At 65.5% G+C, this 17981-nt stretch carries 16 protein-coding genes and 1 tRNA gene; 5 read left to right on the forward strand and 12 right to left on the reverse strand.

The annotated features are described in order from the left end of the window. Positions 1-22: 22 nt before the first annotated feature. Complete coding sequence (locus V7E00_RS00300) at positions 23-781, reverse strand: DUF1134 domain-containing protein (protein ID WP_333570821.1); 759 nt, start codon at positions 779-781, stop codon at positions 23-25. Between the two features lie 162 nt (positions 782-943). On the opposite strand from V7E00_RS00300, the gene V7E00_RS00305 reads away from it, so the two are divergent. Continuing rightward, positions 944-1036, forward strand: a tRNA-Ser gene (locus V7E00_RS00305). Positions 1037-1330: 294 nt separating this feature from the next. Continuing rightward, positions 1331-2098 carry a hypothetical protein gene (locus V7E00_RS00310; RefSeq protein ID WP_333570822.1) on the forward strand — a complete coding sequence of 256 codons (768 nt, stop codon included), beginning with the start codon at positions 1331-1333 and terminating at the stop codon, positions 2096-2098. 98 nt (positions 2099-2196) lie between these two features. Here V7E00_RS00310 and V7E00_RS00315 read toward each other — a convergent pair whose 3' ends face one another. From V7E00_RS00315 to V7E00_RS00345, 7 genes are all read right to left on the reverse strand, one after another. Beyond that, a complete protein-coding gene (locus V7E00_RS00315; protein ID WP_333570823.1) occupies positions 2197-2778 on the reverse strand; it encodes a recombinase family protein in 582 nt (193 codons plus the stop codon). Positions 2779-3149: 371 nt separating this feature from the next. Then, positions 3150-3548: a hypothetical protein gene (locus tag V7E00_RS00320; RefSeq protein ID WP_333570824.1), complete on the reverse strand. Its 399-nt coding sequence runs from the start codon at positions 3546-3548 to the stop codon at positions 3150-3152. A gap of 133 nt (positions 3549-3681) precedes the next feature. Beyond that, positions 3682-3873: a hypothetical protein gene (locus V7E00_RS00325; protein ID WP_333570825.1), complete on the reverse strand. Its 192-nt coding sequence runs from the start codon at positions 3871-3873 to the stop codon at positions 3682-3684. 22 nt (positions 3874-3895) lie between these two features. Beyond that, on the reverse strand, positions 3896-4372 hold the full coding sequence (locus tag V7E00_RS00330; RefSeq protein ID WP_333570826.1) for a hypothetical protein: 477 nt from the start codon (positions 4370-4372) through the stop codon (positions 3896-3898). Positions 4373-4794: 422 nt separating this feature from the next. Beyond that, positions 4795-5073 (reverse strand): hypothetical protein, encoded by a 279-nt coding sequence (locus tag V7E00_RS00335; RefSeq protein ID WP_333570827.1) that lies wholly within the window; start codon positions 5071-5073, stop codon positions 4795-4797. A 446-nt stretch (positions 5074-5519) separates the two neighbouring features. Continuing rightward, positions 5520-6290: a hypothetical protein gene (locus V7E00_RS00340; RefSeq protein ID WP_333570828.1), complete on the reverse strand. Its 771-nt coding sequence runs from the start codon at positions 6288-6290 to the stop codon at positions 5520-5522. A 1039-nt stretch (positions 6291-7329) separates the two neighbouring features. Continuing rightward, positions 7330-8694 (reverse strand): tyrosine-type recombinase/integrase, encoded by a 1365-nt coding sequence (locus V7E00_RS00345; protein ID WP_333570829.1) that lies wholly within the window; start codon positions 8692-8694, stop codon positions 7330-7332. A 424-nt stretch (positions 8695-9118) separates the two neighbouring features. Here V7E00_RS00345 and V7E00_RS00350 point away from each other — a divergent pair, with 424 nt between their 5' ends. Next, complete coding sequence (locus tag V7E00_RS00350) at positions 9119-10687, forward strand: aldehyde dehydrogenase (NADP(+)) (RefSeq protein ID WP_333570830.1); 1569 nt, start codon at positions 9119-9121, stop codon at positions 10685-10687. Positions 10688-11552: 865 nt separating this feature from the next. Here the strand turns inward: V7E00_RS00350 and V7E00_RS00355 are convergent. The 3 genes from V7E00_RS00355 to V7E00_RS00365 are packed head-to-tail and all read right to left on the reverse strand — an operon-like array spanning position 11553 to position 15583. Next, positions 11553-12929 carry a glutamate--cysteine ligase gene (locus tag V7E00_RS00355; RefSeq protein ID WP_333570831.1) on the reverse strand — a complete coding sequence of 459 codons (1377 nt, stop codon included), beginning with the start codon at positions 12927-12929 and terminating at the stop codon, positions 11553-11555. Between the two features lie 58 nt (positions 12930-12987). Then, positions 12988-13728: a 16S rRNA (uracil(1498)-N(3))-methyltransferase gene (locus V7E00_RS00360; protein WP_333570832.1), complete on the reverse strand. Its 741-nt coding sequence runs from the start codon at positions 13726-13728 to the stop codon at positions 12988-12990. 49 nt (positions 13729-13777) lie between these two features. Further along, the gene (locus tag V7E00_RS00365; RefSeq protein WP_333570833.1) at positions 13778-15583 is read right to left on the reverse strand and encodes an AcrB/AcrD/AcrF family protein; all 1806 of its coding nucleotides are present in this window, start codon (positions 15581-15583) and stop codon (positions 13778-13780) included. A 60-nt stretch (positions 15584-15643) separates the two neighbouring features. Here V7E00_RS00365 and V7E00_RS00370 point away from each other — a divergent pair, with 60 nt between their 5' ends. Both V7E00_RS00370 and V7E00_RS00375 read left to right on the forward strand, forming a co-directional pair. Next, the gene (locus V7E00_RS00370) at positions 15644-16063 is read left to right on the forward strand and encodes a GtrA family protein (RefSeq protein WP_333570834.1); all 420 of its coding nucleotides are present in this window, start codon (positions 15644-15646) and stop codon (positions 16061-16063) included. 1 nt (position 16064) lies between these two features. Next, complete coding sequence (locus V7E00_RS00375; RefSeq protein WP_333570835.1) at positions 16065-16796, forward strand: class I SAM-dependent methyltransferase; 732 nt, start codon at positions 16065-16067, stop codon at positions 16794-16796. A 147-nt stretch (positions 16797-16943) separates the two neighbouring features. On the opposite strand, the gene V7E00_RS00380 is transcribed toward V7E00_RS00375, so the two are convergent. Continuing rightward, positions 16944-17969, reverse strand: a complete 1026-nt coding sequence (locus V7E00_RS00380) for a glycosyltransferase family 2 protein (protein WP_333570836.1) — start codon at positions 17967-17969, stop codon at positions 16944-16946. Positions 17970-17981: the final 12 nt, after the last annotated feature.

Genomic DNA, 17981 nt, shown 5'->3' on the forward strand with positions numbered 1-17981 from the left:
GTGCTGCCCCGCCGTCTCGCGATCAGAAGGGCAGCCAGCGCTGCTTCTCGCTGAACTTCATATAGCCGGCATTCACGCCGAGCCGCCAGCCGACGCCAAGGCGTACCGGGATCAGCACTACATCGCCGCGGCGCAGATACGAGGCCGAGAACCCGCCGACCAGATAGGCATGGCCCTCGCCCTGCGGGAAGCGCTTGTAGATTTCCTGGCTGTCATAGAGGTTGTAGACCAGCACGAACACCTTGTTGGCGTCGCCGCCCAGGTCGAAGCCGATCGACGGGCCGGTCCAGTAGATCGGCCGCTGCCCCTCCACCTTGTGGAACATCTGGCCCTTGCCGTAGCGCAGGCCGACGCCGATCGCGCCCGAAGCCTCGCTGCCCGCGATATAGGCGTTGGGCTTGCCCTGGTCCTTCAGAATGTCTTCGAGCAGCTTGGCGAGGCCGGAAGCGCCTTTGCCGAAGGTGCCTTCTGCCGCGGCGAGCAGATCGTCCCTCTCGAACGTGTCAGTGGCTGCTTGGCGCGCCGATGTCGCAGAGGGATCGGCGGCTGCGGGGCTTGCGGGTGCCGCCTGCACCGGCGGCGGGGGCGCGGCATCCGCCGGCGGATAGGATTCGGGCTGCTGTGCGGGCGGCGGCGCGCTCTGCTGCTGGGAGGGCGGCGACCTCAGGTCCGAATCGATCGCTGTATTGGGATCGATCGTCGTCATCTGAGCGGATGCAGGCACGCTGCCCAGCCCGGCCAGGGCGATTGCCAGAAGCGTGAACCAACCCGATCGCATCATCAACATTTCCCGAACTTTGCTCATTTTCGCCCGCTATCCTTAGGCAAGCGGTGCTGTCACGGCAATGAATGGGCGCTCGATCGACTCGATTTCACGTCCATGTGGTTATCCCCGTTGATTGCGGGCGAAGGGCTCGTTATAGGGCTCGACCTCGGCGCTTCCGGAGACGTGGGTGAGTGGCTGAAACCAGCGGTTTGCTAAACCGCCGTACGGGGATTACTCGTACCGAGGGTTCGAATCCCTCCGTCTCCGCCACCTGATTTCGCGCTCATAAAGTCGTGCGATTTCAACGCGTTGCTCATCCGCGACTCGACCGGGTGTACCCCAGAATGTACCCCCGGTAAGTACCCCCGATCTGCCGGTTCGATTAAAGTCGATGTCTCGTGACCTTCGGGTCCGTTCGAGATTCGCAATCATGCGATTGACGGTGTCGCTTGCGCGCGCGTCGGCGGGATTGCGGGCCGGGACCGACGAGGGTTGGACTCCGCTTCCCTTACGCTTGGTGAGGGCTTACCAAACGCGAGTGGGTTCGATTGGGGGGCGGCAGCGTTGACGGGGCCAAAGAAGCGAGCGTGGGTCGATGAATACTTCACCGCTGCTCTCGATGAACTGGATAGGCTGAGGGACGTTCTGCGGCTGAGTGCGGAAGGGATTTCGACAATTCCTGCTGTTCCTAGGTTGGTTGCTGTTCTCGGTAAGCCCCCCGAGAAAATCGAAGCAGCCAATCAGCGTGCTGAACTTGCGAAGAAAGAGATCGAGCGTGGATTCGCTACTCTGAATGGGTTCGGTGTAGTTGCTTTGTGGAGCTGGCTCGAAACCTTTGTTATAGATTTCGTAGTTCTATGTATCGAGCGTAGGTTTACATCCCTTGAAACGCTGAAGGTTCCAAAAGTTCGGATTGATCTTGCGGAGTACGCAACTATGCGTGGCCGAGACAGGGCAAGGTTCATCGTGGACGTGATTGATCGTGAACTAGCGGGCCCGCTGCGGAATGGCCTGGGGCGCTTCGACAGCTTGTTGGAGGCGGTGGGCATCAACGTCCCGCTGGAGAGCGAATATCGACGGAAACTATTTGAGCTCCAACAGGTTCGAAATTGCCTGTCTCATCGGTTCGGCGTTGCTGACGCTAGGCTGGTAGAGGCATGCCCGTGGCTGAAGTTGAAGAAGGGTCAGCGTCTGGCGGTGACGCAAGGAGACGTTCAGGCATATGCCGGGTCCGGAGGCCGGTATCTGCTCCTCCTGCTGTATGAGGTCGGGGACGTCATCGGTGTCGACTACAGAAGTGCGGGTGAGGGGTCGTCAGGCACGCACGATTAAAGAATTTCTCATCACCTGCATCAGACTTTAGGCTTGTCCACAACCGTCGGAAAGTTCGCAACCAACACGAAAAAAGCAGGGCAAAGGAAACCCGGAGCTTATCCTGCCGCGCAGTACCTCTTCACCGTCGCTGCCGAGAGGCCGAAATGCTGGGCGGTTGCAGCGATGCTTGCGCTCTGCGCCTTCCGCCATTCCCGCACCGCAGCTGCGTCAGCGGCGAACGGACGGCCAAGGCTCTCCTTGCCCCGGTGAGTCCTGCCGGTCTCCGCAAGTGCCTTCCGGGCTGCCATACGGCCAGCTTCGGTGCGCTCGGCGATCCTGCGGCGCTCCATGGCGGCCATCTGGGCCAGGACGGCAATGATGATCTCGCCCACGCCTTCACCGATGGGGCCGATGCCGTGAACGTGCAGGGTCACGCCCGTGGCCAGAAGGTCACGGACGGTGGTCTGCACGTCGATGGCATCGCGCCCGAGTCGGTCGACCGCGTAGACGTAGAGGGTATCGCCCTTGCGGAGTGCCGCAAGCATCGCAGCGAAGCCGGGGCGGTCCGTGGCCAGCACCCCGCCGCTAACGCCCTCGTCCGAGAACTCCTGATCGAACGGGCCACCCATGGCGGCGCGCTGGGCTTCGATGGATTGGTCAATGGTCGAGACGCGGTAGTAGGCGATACGGTGCGACATGGGTGGCTCGGAAGTTAGGGGTGGCTGTTCCCTAGCTCATATCCATGGCTCACTTGGTTCGTCAAGGTACCTTCTGAGCCTAGCGCGCAGGTTACACCTTCTGAGCTATGTGAGGGGACGGTTGATCCCGCCCGGTCGTCGCGATGTGCACACGCGCTGGCTACCACAGAGCAAAGGCGACCGTGAGTAGAGGGCTGCTCCCTGTGGAGTGCCCCCCTAACGGGGGGAAGCGGCAATTGTCAGGAGCGATATGACGCTTCGGATTTCTGCGCCAAAACTGGGCGGTAGACCCTTGAATCTCGAATGACCGGAACCGCCCAAGCGCCGACATTCACGTGCAATCGACTGCGCCGAATACCGGACGTTTGGAGCTATACGGCCTTGCACCGCATAGAGGTCACGCTGTGACCCGCATGACGCGGAGGTGTATGCACCACAGACCAGCCTTCGCCGTCAGCGAAGAAAGAGGCGGAGCAAGCCAAGTCGGCGGCGGCAGCTTCGCCCAACACCGTTTTAGGGCCTCCGTCGCGGTGCAGGTTGAACGAGCAACGCGGCTGTGAGCCTTCCTTGGTGCAGGTCAAATCCCGAATGTGCAGGTCGGGAGCGGTGTCGCTCCCTGCCTGATACCAGAGCGATGCAGGCCAATTGCCGTTGCCAATCATCGCGTTCAGCTGAAGGTCCGCCCAGATCGCAGAATGAAGCTGCTCTTTTGACGGTTCCTGTGATGATGAGGAGATGGCGGATGCAGCGAGGAGGAGAACGGGGAGCATGACCCGACGTAACATGCAGACTGTCTGCTATCCACTTTGTGCTGACCTAAAGCGGAACGGCAGCTAACCACCATTCTCGAACAGTCGAGCGAATCAGCGAAGCTGCCGTTTGTGATTTAGCGCGCGCTTGCCCTCAATGCGCCCTTGCGGCTCGGGTGCGCAGAACCTCGGTCGCTTCGTCATAACCTTGCTGGTGGGCGATGGCGGACGCGCGCCGCGCCAAGTCGTTCCTGCGGGGATCCGTGGGCGCACTCAACGCCGCGACGCTGGCGGCAAGCGGGAAGCGGGCGGTGGCGTGAATGTCGTCGAACAGGGCAGAGGCCATGGGAACTCCGATTGTGGTGAGGTCAGGCGGCAAGCGCCGGTGATTGGTGAGGCTGTCCCCTTGTGCGGGCGCGATGCCGTCGGGCCAGTTCGCCCAACGTGATCCAGGATCCGTCCAGCATCCGCAGCTTGCGGCGGGACTGAAGGGGGCCAATGAGCGGACCGAAGGTGCGGCGGTGGTTCTCTTCCTCGGCATAGGCTGCGCACGGGCGGCACATGCCGGGTCGTCCGTTGCCCGGCATCGGGGGGAGCATCTGGTGGGGTGAGACCCTCCGGTGACAGGCGACGCACTCGCGGTCCCCCGACACGTACCAGAGGCGGTCCACCTCGGAATATGCTGCGTTCCAGGACTGCTCGGTTGCAATCTGTTCGGTCGGGTGGCGGTCGGACAGAAGCAGGAGCAGGTAGTCGACTCGTTCGCGGTTCGCCGCCAGTTCCTCCGGGGAGACCGGCTGGACCGCCTTGCGGCGGTTGCCCTTGAGCTTGGCCCCGGTCTTCACCCGCGATGTCGCGCGCGCCTGTGCTTCCGCTCGGGCAGCCTCGCGTGCGACGGCGCGGGCAAGCTCCCGAGCCTCCCGCTCCCTCTTGACCCTCTCGGCATGCTGCTGGCGTGCGCGGAGGACTTCTGGGTCAGCATTGCGGGCGGCGGTCCGCGCTCGCTGTCGTCCAGCGTTGGCAGCTGATTTGCACTTCTTGCACCGGCTGGAGAGCCTCCCATCGGCGCGCGTGTAGAACGCGGGAGCTGGGAGCGTCTGCTCGCACCCGGAACAGTACTTCGCATCAGGCATGCGGCCCTCGCTGTGGTGGGCACCCCCGCTGTACGCTGGTGATCTGGCGGGGGTGTGGGTTGTCTGGAGCTAGCGGACCTGAGCCCGCCGCGATGTGCTGGATCACCAACGGCGGCTGGTGATTGGTGCCCGTTTCAGGCCGCGCGCGGCGACGTCCGGCGGATGGCCGCAAGCTTGGCCTGCACGTGCGCTGCGGCTTCTTCCCGGGACAGGCGGCGACCATGCAAGCGCACGTCGGGAACCGGGCGGAAGGCGTAGAGCGGACAGGCGGCCACCGTGCAGGCGGCGCACTGTTCGCGCCACGTGCCGGGCTCAAGGTCGTCGTAAATGCATTCGCGGCACATAGCGGCAATGGCATCGTCGCGGGTGGCGGGAGAGGCGTGGGCCTCGGTTGGGCGTGGTGTGGCGGTCATGCTCTCGTGGTGCCTCAAGTCGATGGGCGACCCTCCCCGGAGGCAGAGCGGGGAGGATCAATGGTTGATGGTGTCGAGGATCAGTCCCGACCGAGACCGGGCTTCCACTCACGGTGGTCCCGCGTTGGCTTGCTGCGATCCGGCGGAGGCGTTGTGGCCTCTGCGCAGGACGGCTCCGGGTTTGCCTTGGCGGTTCCAACGGAGCCCTTCACAAGCACCGGCTGGGGTTCGCAGGGCAGGCGACGGACGGGATTGCTGTACTCGACCACAAGCATGCCGTTCGGCAGTTGCGTATGCCACTCGCGGTCGTCGGGCTCGGCAGTCGGCTGGTGCAGCGGCGTGAAGCGGCGACCGTGCCAGCGACCCTCGCGGGAGGAGTAGCGGGCCATCAGACGTAGGCCAGCGCGAGCCAGAGCGCGGACCAGAGGAAGGCGTTGCTCATTGCGTTAGCTCAGGTTGTGCCGGTTGTGCTTGGCGTACAGTTCCGCCTTGGCCTTGATCCGGGCTTCCCGGTTCATCTGCTCGGCCATCGCTCGCGCCTCGGCGTCCTCCGCCAGCTGATCCCGCTGGGCCTTCAGGAACTCTGCGGTTTCCTTCTTGGCCTTCGCGAGGCGGCGGCGGCCTTCCTCACCGTCCTTGAGGCTGATCTCATAGGTGATCTGGGCCAGCCGCTGTTCCAGGGCTCGGCGGCTCTGGCCGTCGACGGCATAGACCGGGCGGGGCGACGTTGCGCCGGTGACCGGGTCCGTGTCGGTCTCATAGCGGTCGACCTCCGCCAGCTTGGCGGTGATGCTGTCGAACTCGCGTTCGAGGTCATAGATGGCCCGCGAGATGTCCAGAAGCTCCCGAGCGTAGGGCGTGGCACCGGGGCCAGCGCCCTGCTTGACCCGAAGCTCCAGCGCGTTCTTCCGCATGGCGAGCAGAACTGCGCCGCGCTCGGCTTCCGCAAGGCGCTCTTCCGGGATGCCGACCAGCTGTTGCCGAACGTATTCCTGCAGGGCGGGCGGCAGCGCGGTGACAGGTGGGACGATGGCGAACCGGGAGGTGTCGCCGGTGGCGACCACGGGCGAGGGGATGGAGTCGATGGGGTCGAGGTCTTCGATCCCGGCGATCAAGGCCTCCTCGTCGGGCGTCAGCGTGTAATCGGCAGTCGTGGCGGTGAACGTCGACTCCGTGCCGTCTACGGCAAAGGAACCGTTGGTGGTCGTATCGGACATGGCGGTAGGTCTCTTTGGGGTTGAACGGGCTGCTTGCGCAGCGGTGGCAGGGGCGACGCTGGGCAGCATCGCCGGACCGGCGTGACGCGCCGGGATCGGGAAAGGGGATGGGCAAGGCGGTGAGAAGGGCATGCGGGTCCGGTCCCCGCCACAGATGACCGGACCCGCTCAGCGACCGTCGATCACCCGCAGCGCGGGCGAGAGGTCGGCCGATGGAAACTGGAGGGGGCGGAGGGTGGACGGCGGGTCTGGCGATCCCTCGTCCTCCCCGAACGGACCAGACAAGGGTCTCACGGCAAGGTTCTCGGAGGGACTGATAAGGAGGATGAACCTTCAGGAGCCTGAAGTTTCACCGACAGTGAACACTTACGGTTTCCCTTCTCCGAGGGTGAGGGTTAATTGCCACGTGCGCTCCGGCCGATGGCAGGGCAGGGGCTGGTGGAGGATCGAACCGAAACCGCACCGGCCGGGAACCTGCGGGGCAGATGCAGGGAACCTTCAGGACGTCGGAAGCCGTTTCATACACCTAGTTACCGCACCCTCCGAGGGTGAGGGATAATCGGCATGGCCGCCCGCTGGCTCTGGCAGAGCCGATGAAAAGCGGCCTGCTCCTAAGCAGCGCCCCTGTATTGTGGACAGGGCTGACCCTCAAAAGTTTTGAGGGTGCCGCTTCAACTCTCGGTCCAGCCTACGCCAGATTAAGGTTGAGCCGTGCTGCACACCGCGAAGAACACCATGTCTTGGTATGGGGCGCGCGATGGATATCACCCGCCGAACGGGTGATATCGAGTGCTTGCCAAATATCTCAAGGTTATGAGGCGCGGCGAGCGTGCAGCCCGGAACGCGCTTCTTGGCCTGCGGCTTATTGCGCCACTGGATCAGCTTGGATAGGCCGGGACGGGACACCACGCGCATTTGCTGCGTGCCGCCAGGGGTAAGAATCGGCTTCTTACCCTTCTCGTCGGCGTCCAGCTTGGCCAGGACTCTGGGGAAGGTTCCTCAGAGAGCCGAACGACGCGCTCGTCTGTGTCGGTCCGATCTACACAGAGGCGGCTGGTGGCGCGACAGAGTGGACGCATTCGGTGAGAGCCTTGTCGCTTGCCCTCCCCGGGTAGCGGCCCATGGTCAGCCCCAGCGGGAGGTCGTCTGTGCTGTGGCCCACAACGTCCGCGATGGTCCACGGTTCGCAACCCGCGTCCTTGGCCTTCCGGATGAACCAGCGCCGCCAGCTGTGGAAATCGACGTTGGACTGGCGCTGTCCCTCGGCTCGCTCGTCAATCCCCAGCCTCCGCCGGAAGCGCGTGTAGGCCTTGCTGGCGGGCATGGAGCGTTCGCGGACCGAATCTTTCGGGGGCTCCGGAAGATCGTGGATGAGGTAGTCGCCCTGCTTCTTTCCGGCGACCCGCTTCGCAACGATGGCGGTCAGGCCGGGGTGCATAGGCACCCGGCGGGTGGCAGCGTCGGTCTTGCCCGTCCCATCGGCGCTGACGTTGAACCAACCGTCTGCGCAATCCCGCACCCGCAGGCTGCAAATCTCGTCCAGGCGCATGCCTGACAGCGCGCCAATCCACACAAGGTCCAGCGTCCGCTGGTCAACCGGGCCCTCCGGCACGGCGTATAGTAGCGCACGGGCTTCCTCGTCGGTGTAGGGGCGCTTGCCGCCGGTGGTGCTGGTGGTCGCCTCCATGACGGCTGAGCGGCGCTTCTGAGCCTGCTTCACGCCCTTCAGCTGGCCCGTCCACGGGACCTCGGACACGTATCCCTTGCCCTCAAGGAATCGCCAGTAACCCCCGAGGAACTTGGTGTAGGTGACCGCCGACTGTGGGGCCATGCGCGTCAGCAGGTCCGACACGAACCGACCGGCGACCTTCCGCGTCACCTGCTCCATCGTGGTAGGCTCGCGGTTCCGCTCTGCCCATTCCTGATAGATCCGGACGCACCGGCGGATGCCGTCTTGGGTGCGTGGCTTGAGACCGCAGGTGGCGAGGTAGGATTCCAGCAGGGTGTCGATGGGCGTGGCTTCGCCGGTGGCCACCGCGACGAACTCGCGCGCGACGGTCAGCCCACGCTTCTGCTCCAGTTCCTCGGCGCGGTCGTGCAGGAGCCATTCCATGGCCTCGCGTGCCCGGCCGGGGTCGGACGCTACCAGGGACTGCCGCCAGTCCATCGCTTCGCCCGTGAGACCATCGGTGGCACGCTCGGCGTTCACGATGCGCGCTTTCAATTCGTGGATGATCGCGTGCTTGATTCGTTCGGCGTTGGCTGGGCTGTCCGTCTTCAGCGAACGCTTAAGGCGGGTGGTGCCAAGTCGCTCCTGCACCGGCTTCGGGACGGGGACGGTCACCCGGATACTGCCATTGTGCCACTCAAGATATTGGCCAAGCCGGGCCTTGCGGGTCGTCAATTTCGAGCTCCCTAGAGGATCAATGTACCCCCGATGTACCCCGAAGATGTACCCCACAACAAGGGGGTAAGTAGCTGATTCCAATGTGATTCAATGGGTTGATGCATCCCAAGCGGACACTCCCTCCGTCTCCGCCACCGGGTCAGTCGATCCGAAGCCGTATCTTCCTCCTGCAGCGCTGCATTCGACAGCCATGGGCGAATCTTCCGCCCAGAGGCTCGAATCTGCCCGTGCCCAGCACATTTGGTTAGCGCATCCGAACTGCGCGGAGTAATAGCGCGGCGGCGCGGTCGGGCATTCGCTTGATTTCCCGACCGGGCTGGCGTCATGGGGGCGCCGGCGGTTGCGCCGGGGGTCACCAACGCTTACCTGCCACTACCACTGTTACCGCTAACTTCACGACCAGAATCGGAGAGATCTCGCCATGGCGCTGACCGGAGAATTGTTCATCGCATCGAAGCGTGTCGCTCGCGACGCCGGCTTCCGCGCCGTTGCCGCCGCGACCGGCAGCGAGATCGAGCCCAGCTTCAGCACCGCGACGCTGGAAGACGTCGACGCCGCCTGCGCCGCCGCCGAAGCCGCGTTCCTGCCCTATTCCAGCCTGCCCCGCGAAGACCGCGCCAAGTTCCTCGAAGCCATCGCCGAGGAAATCGAAGCGCTGGGCGACGAACTGATCGAGCGCGCGATGCAGGAAAGCGGCCTGCCGCAGGCCCGCCTCCAGGGCGAGCGCGGCCGCACCGCCGGCCAGCTGCGCCTGTTCGCTAAGGAACTGCGCCTGGGCGATTATCTCCGCGTCCGCATCGACCATGCGATCCCCGATCGCGCGCCGCTGCCCAAGCCGGATCTGCGCCTGCGCATGGTGCCGCTGGGCCCGGTCGCGGTGTTCGGCGCGTCGAACTTCCCGCTCGCCTTCTCGACGGCCGGCGGCGACACCGCCTCGGCACTCGCCGCCGGTTGCCCGGTGGTGGTGAAGGGCCACCCGGCGCACCCGGGCACGGCCGAGCTGGTCGCGACGGCGATCGCACGCGCAGTGGAAAAGACCGGCATGCCGGCAGGCGTGTTCTCGATGGTCGCCGGCACCGCCAACGAGCTGGGCGAGGCGCTGGTCCGCGATCCGCGCATCACCGCGGTGGGCTTCACCGGTTCGCGCGGCGGTGGCCTGGCGCTGGTCCGCATCGCGCAGAGCCGCCCGGTGCCGATCCCCGTCTATGCCGAGATGAGCAGCATCAACCCCGTGTTCCTGCTGCCGGCAGCGCTGGAAGCCCGCGCCGAGGCGCTGGGCAAGGGCTATGTCGCCTCGGTGACGATGGGCGCCGGCCAGTTCTGCACCAACCCTGGGCTGGTGCTGGCGCTGGAAGGCCCGGCGCTCGAGCGTTTCCTGGCAGCCGCCAGCGAAGCGATGCTCGGCGCGCCGGCGCAGGTGATGCTCACGCCGAACATCCACAAGGCCTATGAGAGCGGCGTCGCCAAGCTCTCGGGCGTCGCCACCGTGCAGCAGCTCGCCCAGGGCGTCGAAGCCCAGGGCCCGACCTGTGGCCGCGCCGCGCTGTTCACCATGAAGGGTGCGGACTTCATCGCCGATCCCAGCCATGCCGAGGAAATCTTCGGCGCGACCTCGCTGCTGGTGCGCTGCGCCAATGTCGAGGAGCTGAAGCAGGTGGTGTCGCTGATCGAAGGCCAGCTGACCACGACGCTGCACATGGACGATGCCGACATCGCCATCGCGCAGGAACTGCTGCCGTCGCTGGAGCGTCTGGCCGGCCGCATCCTCGCCAATGGCTGGCCGACCGGCGTGGAAGTGACCGATGCGATGGTCCATGGCGGGCCGTTCCCGTCGACTTCGGACGGCCGCAGCACCTCGGTGGGCACGCTGGCGATCGACCGCTATCTGCGCCCGGTGTCGTACCAGGACCTGCCGGAAGCGCTGCTGCCGGCGGACCTGCGCGACGGTGCCGGCGTGCCTGCCCGGGTGGACGGCAAGCCGACGGTTTGAGGCTATCCGAACGACTATCCCCCTCTCGCTTGCGGGAGGGGAGGTAAGGACGGAGCACGTGAAAGTCGCTGATATGTCACCGCCAGCTAGCGTGGTGCTTTATGCTGCTTGATTGTAAAATGCTTTCGTAAGCAATCTATCAAAGAGGGCAGCGGTTGTGATCGTGTATAAGCACCTCAAATCCGATTTCGCCGATAGCTTCGCAAGCGGAAGGGGTATTCGGCTGGGTAGCTTGGCTAGTTATCGAGCTTCTGAAGGGGAACGTGGCGATCGACTTGAAGGCGTCGTCGAGTATGTCGTTCCGAGCGTGAGCTTAGATAACGCGAATAACCCGAGATTTGAGTCCGTTCGCCAAAAGCTGAGTGAAGGACCGATCCCTATCCCGTGGGGCGGACAAAATGTCATCGTCGCGAATAATACGTTTCGGATCGTTTTGCCGACCACTTACATATTTTGCGCGTCAGCAGAGCCTGACTTCTCGCGCGTAGATAAGGGTGAAGCAATTTTCCGAATATCAGAGATCCAGAGATTTGCTCGTAGATTGATGCGTCGATCCAACGGAGTTCTATCTGCTCCAAAATTCGGGCCAGTTGATTACGAAGTTCGGAGCTGTAATCCGTTCGATTATGGTTTGTTAAAGGAGGGGGCGTTCCAGAAGTCTATAGACTTGGAATGGGAAAATGAGATTAGGATTGTTTGGGAAGCTCTACGAGATGTTGGTCCGGAAATTTTTATAGATGCTCCCTGGGTCTCTGACCTAATAGAGCGGATCGCATAACTCCTCCACCAAAGTCTCTACCTGATCTATACTAGGCGGATGGATGATCTGTTAGCGTAATTCAAACTAGCTCCATTGTCTCGGTCCTCAGAACTTCGCCTCGCCATAGACGCGCGTGATGTCCCCCTGCCAGTCGCCGTGATAGCGATCGAGCAGCACCTGCGCCGGCACCTTGCCGGTCCGCACGATCTCGCGAAGCGGGTCGAGGAAGCCGGACTCGTTGTCGCCCGAGCCGTTCAGCCGCGCGCGCGCCTTGAGCCCGGCCCCGGCGATCTCCAGCACTTCGCCGGCGATGTCCGCCAGCTTGCCGCCGCCGGGCAGGGGCGCGTCCAGTGCCAGCTTGGGTACCGCGCTGCGCAGTGCCTCGCGGCCCTCCATCGACCAGCCCTTCACCAGATCCCAGGCGGCATCCAGCGCACCCGAATCGTAGAGCAGGCCCACCCACAAGGCCGGCAGCGCGCAGATGCGGCCCCAGCGGCCGCCGTCTGCGCCGCGCATTTCGAGGAACTGCTTCATCCGCACTTCGGGGAAGGCGGTGGAGAGATGGTCGGCCCAGTCGTCCATCGTCGGCAGCTCGCCGGGCAGGACCGAGAGCTCGCCCTTCAGGAAGTCGCGGAAGCTCAGGCCCGCCGCGTCGATATACTTGCCGTCGCGGTAGACGAAGTACATCGGCACATCGAGCGCATAGTCGGCATAGCGCTCGTATCCGAAGCCGTCCTCGAACACGAAGGGCAGCATGCCGGTGCGCGCGGGATCGGTGTCCGACCAAATATGGCTGCGATAGGAGAGATAGCCGTTGGGCTTGCCCTCGGTGAAGGGCGAGTTGGCGAACAAGGCGGTCGCCAGCGGCTGCAGCGCCAGGCCGACGCGGAACTTCTTCGCCATGTCGGCTTCGCTGGCATAATCCAGGTTCACCTGAATGGTGCAGGTGCGCAGCATCATGTCGAGGCCCATCGTGCCGACCCGCGGCATGTGGCGCAGCATGATCTCGTAGCGGCCCTTGGGCATGATCGGCAGCTCGGCGCGGGTCTTGTCCGGCCACATGCCCATGCCGAGGAAGCCGATGCCGAGCCGGTCGCCCACCGCCTTCACCTGCTTCAGGTGGCGGCCGGTTTCGGCGCAGGTGTCGTGCAGATTCTCCAGCGGCGCCCCGGACAGCTCGAACTGGCCGGCGGGCTCCAGGCTGATCGCGCCGTCGGGGCCGGACAGGGCGATGACATGCTCGCCTTCGTAGATCGGCTTCCAGCCGAATTCGGTGAGGCCGATCAGCAGCGCATGGATGCCGCCGCGCTCTTCATAGCTGGGCGCGCGGTGGCTGCCGTCCATCCAATAGACGAACTTTTCGTGCTCGGTGCCGATGCGCCAGCGCTCCGCCGGCTTCTCGCCCTGCGCGAAATATTCCACCAGCTGGGCGCGATCCTCGATGACCGCCGCGGTCTTGGTCGAAACGGTCTTGGTGCTCATTTTCGCGCCTCTAGCGATGCCGACGAAACGACGCCAGCGGATTTTTGTACCGTTCGGTTTACCAGTCGCCCGCCGCACCCATCCACAGCGTGACGGCGGCGGCGGCGGCCGTCTCCGCGCGCAGGATACGGGGGCCGAGCGCGATGCCGACCGCCTGTGGAACGGCGCGAATCGCATCCCGTTCCTCGGCATCGAATCCGCCCTCGGGGCCGACCAGGATCGCCGCCGGGCCTGGGCGGGCGCGCATCGCCTCCAGCGCCGGTACGCCGCCGGTCTCGTCGGCGAAGAACAGGGCGCGGTCAGCGGGCCAATCGCGGAGCAGTGCGGGGAGCTTCACCGGCTCGATCAGTTCGGGCAGCGCGGTGCGGCCGCATTGCTCGGCGGCCTCGATCATGTGGCTGCGCAGGCGATCGAGGTTGAGCCGGTCGACCACGGTACGGCGGGTGAGCACGGGCAGCAGCCGCGCGACGCCCAGCTCGCAGGCCTTTTCCGCAACCCAGTCGATCCGCCCCTTCTTGATCGGCGCGGCGCACAGCCACAGGTCCGGCACGTCCTCGTGCGGCCGCAGCTGCTCGGTGATCTCCAGCGTCAGGTCGCGCTTGCCCACGTCGCGGGCGACACCGAGCCATTCGCCGCTGGTGCCGTCGAAGAGCTTCACCGCTTCGCCCGGCTTCAGGCGCATCACCTGCGCAAGATAATGCGCCTGCGGGCCGTCGATGCGGCGCGGGCCGGGCTCGAGCGGGCCTTCGACGAACAGGCGGGGGGCGGATTGCGGCGGCCAGGCGGGCGTTGCGGGCATGGTGCTGCTGTAGCCGCGCCATGCCCCTTTCGTCCATCCGGCGGGCGACTTACTCGCCCTGGTAGCGGATCTTCCAGAGCTTGTAGGGCGAGCCCTCCGGCAGCGTAATCGGCTCCAGCCAGTCCGGCACCTGCCCCTTGGCGAGCTGGGCGTAGAAGCCCACGGGGTTGTGCGAGCGGTACACCGTCGTCTCCGCCATGTTCGGGCAGAGCAGCAGATAGGCCGCCTTGTGCCGTGCCGCGATGGGGCGGAAGGCATCTGCCGTGCCGGTGAACGCATGGTGGACGTCGAGAATCGCCTGGCCGTTGCGGTGATAGGGGCCTGCGACGGCATTGTGGTGCGTCACCACGATCAGGCGGGGTCCAAGATCGACCTGGGTGAACATCGTCGCGGCGGGGATGGCGTCCAGCGTGCGCAGCTGCGAGGTGCGGGTGCAGGCGATGTTCGCCTGGCGCACCTTGTCGCTGCCGCCTTTGGCGCCGCTCTTGTTCGCCCAGGGCATCTTCACGCCGCTGGCGACCACGCCCACGCCGACAAAGGCGAGCAGTGCCACGCCGATCCGCACCCAGAGCGGTCCGCGGCGGAGGAGCAGCGGCACCAGGATCCAGATCAGCGCGGTGATGCCGGGCACCGCCAGCAGCTGCGCGCCCGGTGCCGCGCGCATCTGCCACAGCAGCATGGCGGCCGCGAAGGCGGTGAACAGCGCAATCGCGACCCAGCCGACCAGCTTCGGGCTGCGACGCGCATTCCACACCGCCAGCAGCGCGCCCAGCAGGCCCAGGCCGGCGACGATCGCCACCGGAACGGCGGTGTCGGCGGGGTGGCGGTAGATCGGCCGCGCCTCGCGCACGTTCGACAGCCAGGTCTTGTAGAGCTCGTCGGAAACCTGCTCGGGACGCCCGAGGCACTGCGGGAAGAAATGCACGAAGCCCGCGACGATCAGCCCGCCCGCCACCAGCGCGAGCGCCAGCCGCACCCAGCGCGCGGCGGGGTTGAGCAGCGTCAGTGCCACCAGCAGCGCGCCGGCGGCGACCAGCACGCTCAGCCACACCGGCGTCAGCGCATCGCAGCGCATCGCCTGGTTGGCAGCGGACGCGAAGGCAGCGAAGCCGATCGCGGACCCGCCGCCGAGGGCGAGGCCGTAGACCATCAACCGGGGCCGCTCGGCCGCGTCCCACACCCAGCGCAATGCCAGGATCGCGCCCGCACCTGCGCAGAAGGGCAGCAGCTCCAGGCCGATGGTGAGCGAGAAGGCGCTTGCCAGCCCCACCGTCGCGCCGCCGCGTGCCCCCCGTGGGTCGGCGATGCCGGCGACCGTCAGTGCAAGGGCGGCGAGCTGCCAGCCATGATGGTCGATGCGCAGCGGCGCATACATCGGCAGGGTCGTGGTGCACACGGTCACCAGCAGGATCAGCGCGATCGGCCAGGCGAGGGGGGCAACGAGGCGTCGCACGGTGAGCGACAGCGCGGTCATGGTGATGGAGAGCGGCAGCAGCGGGGCCACGCCGCACGCCCACTTCTCCGCCGTGGCCATGCCCACAAAGGGCTTGAGCACCAGGATCAGCCCGGCGATCGGCAGGTCGACGATGCGCGACCAGTGGATGTCGAACCCGCGCAGTGCCGGATCCATCCGGTACTGGCGCAGATCGTACCAGCCCTGGCCCGCCAGCAGCGCGCGGACCTGCATCAGCCGCATATTGTCGTCGGTGTCGCCGAGCGTCAGCCAGTAGATGTTGCCCTGGCGCTGCTGGACGAACCACACCGCCACGCAGACCCAGGCGAACAGCGTCCACACCAGCCAGTGGCGGTCGAATTCGTCTCGAAGGCGGAAAAGCCGCTGGATGTTGGGCGTCAAAATCGCTTTCCTCGGATGCTGCAGCGCATTAGGGCGAGCGCCGGTCGGAGGGCAAGCGAGATGACGGCAGTATTGCAGCGCGTTGAGGCATTGCGGGCCAGCGGGGTGCTGGGCCAGTTGATCCGCTTCGTCATCGTCGGCGGGCTGTCGACGGTGGTCTATGCCGCCGTCTACTGGCCGCTCGCCACCTATGTGATCCATCCGGTGGCGGCATCGGTGGCCGGCTTCCTGGTCGCGGTGGTCTTCGGCTACTTCATGCACAGCCGCTGGAGCTTCCAGGGGCACGGCGCCGAGGAAAATGCGTCGCTGAAGTTCAAATTCTTCGTCGTGCAGGCGACGGGCATGCTGCTCAACGCAGGCTTCACCTGGCTGCTGACCGGCCCCTGGGTCCATGGGCCCACCTGGTGGCCGCTGGTGCCGGCGGTGCTCGTCACCCCTTTCGCGACCTTCGCACTCAATCGTTTGTGGGTTTTCGGCTGAAATGGACCGTATCGTTTACGACCGCATGGCGGCGCATGATTCCACCCATTGGTGGTACCGCGCCCGCCGCGACATCCTCGCCGATTATCTGGGACGCTATGGCGCGGTGCCGAAGGGCGCCAAGATCCTCGAGATCGGCTGCGGCACCGGGCACAACCTGCCGATGCTGGGTGCGTTCGGCGACGTCGACGCAATCGAGATCGATCCCGCCGCCCGCGAGATCGCCAGCGCGCGGCTGGGCAAGCCGGTCGGCGCGTCGCCGCTCCCCGACCTGACGGGCGTCGCGCCCGGCAGCTACGATCTGGTCGCGGTGCTCGACGTGGTCGAGCATATCGACGACGATGTGGGCGCGCTGAAGGCGATGGCGCGGGTGCTGAAGCCCGGCGGCAAGATCCTGATCACGGTGCCCGCCCACCAGTGGATGTGGAGCGCGCACGACGTGGTGAACCACCACAAGCGCCGCTATTCCAAGGGCACGCTGCTTGCGGCGCTCGAAAAGGCGGGGCTGAAGTGGCGCAAGCTGCGCTGGTTCAACTCGCTGCTGTTCCCGGTCGCGGTTGCCGCGCGCTTCGCCGGCAAGCTGATGGGCAAGGATGACAGCGACGATTCGCCGCCGCCGGCCGTGCTCAACAAGGCGTTCGAGGCGATCTTCGGGCTGGAGCGGCATTTGCTCGGTCGCCTGCCGATGCCGCCCGGCCTCTCGATCATCGTGCTGGCCGAGCCGAAGCCTTAAGCAAAGTCTGCCCTTTTCTCCCCTCCCGCTTGCGGGAGGGGCAGGGGGAGGGTGTGTGAGGGTAGCGGGCGACGGCGGGGTAACAAGAACCTCCACGTCGCACCCTCCCCTATCCCCTCCCGCAAGCGGGAGGGGGAATAGAAGGCCTTACTCCGCGGCGTCGTTGTGGCGGGCCTGGGGCGACACGCTGATCGTGCCCGAATCCTGCTGGCGGTAGCCGAGCGAGGCGTGCGCCTGCACCGGCCCCGCCACATCGGCGATCAGGTAGAGCGGGCGTCGCTTCGATTCGACGTACAGCCGGCCGAGATATTCGCCGATCATCCCCAGCACGAACATCTGCACCGCGCCCAGAATCACCACGACCAGCATGGTCGAGGTCCAGCCCTGGATCGCGTGGCCCATTGCCCAGGCGATCAGGATGTAGAGGATCAGCAGCACCGACGCAGCCGTCAGCAGCAGCCCGACATGGCTGGCGAAGCGCAAGGGCGCCGTCGAGAAACCGGTGATCGCATCGAGCGCGAAGCGGATCATTTTGCCCAGCGGGTACTTGGTCTCGCCCGCATGGCGCTCGTGACGGTCATAGACGAAGGGCACCTGGCGGAAGCCGATCCACGCGACCATGCCGCGGATGAAGCGCGCCTGTTCGGGCAGCGAGAGCAGCGCATCGAGCGCGCGCCGGCTCATCAGGCGGAAGTCGCCGGTATCGAGCGGGATCGGCGTGTCGGTGATGCGATCAAGCATGCGGTAGAACACCGCCGCCGTCGCCTTCTTGAACAGGCTCTCGCCCTCGCGCTTGCGGCGCACCGCATAGACCACGTCGGCGCCCTGCGCGGCCATGGTGGCGCGCATCTCGGTCAGCAGCTCGGGCGGATCCTGCAGGTCGGCGTCGATGATCAGGATCTGCTCGCCGGCGCACAGGTCGAGGCCCGCGGTAAGCGCGAGCTGGTGGCCGTGGTTGCGCGACAGGTTGATCGCGACGAGGTGCGGATCGGCGGCGGACAGGCGCTGCATCACCTCCCAGCTGCGGTCGCGCGACCCGTCGTTGACGAAGACGATTTCGTACGACTCGCCTACCGCGTCGCGCGCGGCGGCGCTGACGCGGGCGTGGAGCATGTCGAGGCATGCTTCTTCGTTGTAGCACGGGACGACGACGGAAAGCTGGGGACGGTTCATGATCGCCGCTCT

The sequence above is a fragment of the Sphingomonas sp. genome, from assembly GCF_036731925.1.
Taxonomy (GTDB): domain Bacteria; phylum Pseudomonadota; class Alphaproteobacteria; order Sphingomonadales; family Sphingomonadaceae; genus Sphingomonas.

Bases quoted from the DNA above. Each gene is read 5' to 3' on its own strand.
- V7E00_RS00300 (WP_333570821.1), bottom strand. From the start codon at position 781: ATGATGCGATCGGGTTGGTTCACGCTTCTGGCAATCGCCCTGGCCGGG.
- V7E00_RS00315 (WP_333570823.1), bottom strand. From the start codon at position 2,778: ATGTCGCACCGTATCGCCTACTACCGCGTCTCGACCATTGACCAATCC.
- V7E00_RS00320 (WP_333570824.1), bottom strand. From the start codon at position 3,548: ATGCTCCCCGTTCTCCTCCTCGCTGCATCCGCCATCTCCTCATCATCA.
- V7E00_RS00325 (WP_333570825.1), bottom strand. From the start codon at position 3,873: ATGGCCTCTGCCCTGTTCGACGACATTCACGCCACCGCCCGCTTCCCG.
- V7E00_RS00335 (WP_333570827.1), bottom strand. From the start codon at position 5,073: ATGACCGCCACACCACGCCCAACCGAGGCCCACGCCTCTCCCGCCACC.
- V7E00_RS00340 (WP_333570828.1), bottom strand. From the start codon at position 6,290: ATGTCCGATACGACCACCAACGGTTCCTTTGCCGTAGACGGCACGGAG.
- V7E00_RS00350 (WP_333570830.1), top strand. From the start codon at position 9,119: ATGGCGCTGACCGGAGAATTGTTCATCGCATCGAAGCGTGTCGCTCGC.
- V7E00_RS00355 (WP_333570831.1), bottom strand. From the start codon at position 12,929: ATGAGCACCAAGACCGTTTCGACCAAGACCGCGGCGGTCATCGAGGAT.
- V7E00_RS00360 (WP_333570832.1), bottom strand. From the start codon at position 13,728: ATGCCCGCAACGCCCGCCTGGCCGCCGCAATCCGCCCCCCGCCTGTTC.
- V7E00_RS00370 (WP_333570834.1), top strand. From the start codon at position 15,644: ATGACGGCAGTATTGCAGCGCGTTGAGGCATTGCGGGCCAGCGGGGTG.
- V7E00_RS00375 (WP_333570835.1), top strand. From the start codon at position 16,065: ATGGACCGTATCGTTTACGACCGCATGGCGGCGCATGATTCCACCCAT.
- V7E00_RS00380 (WP_333570836.1), bottom strand. From the start codon at position 17,969: ATGAACCGTCCCCAGCTTTCCGTCGTCGTCCCGTGCTACAACGAAGAA.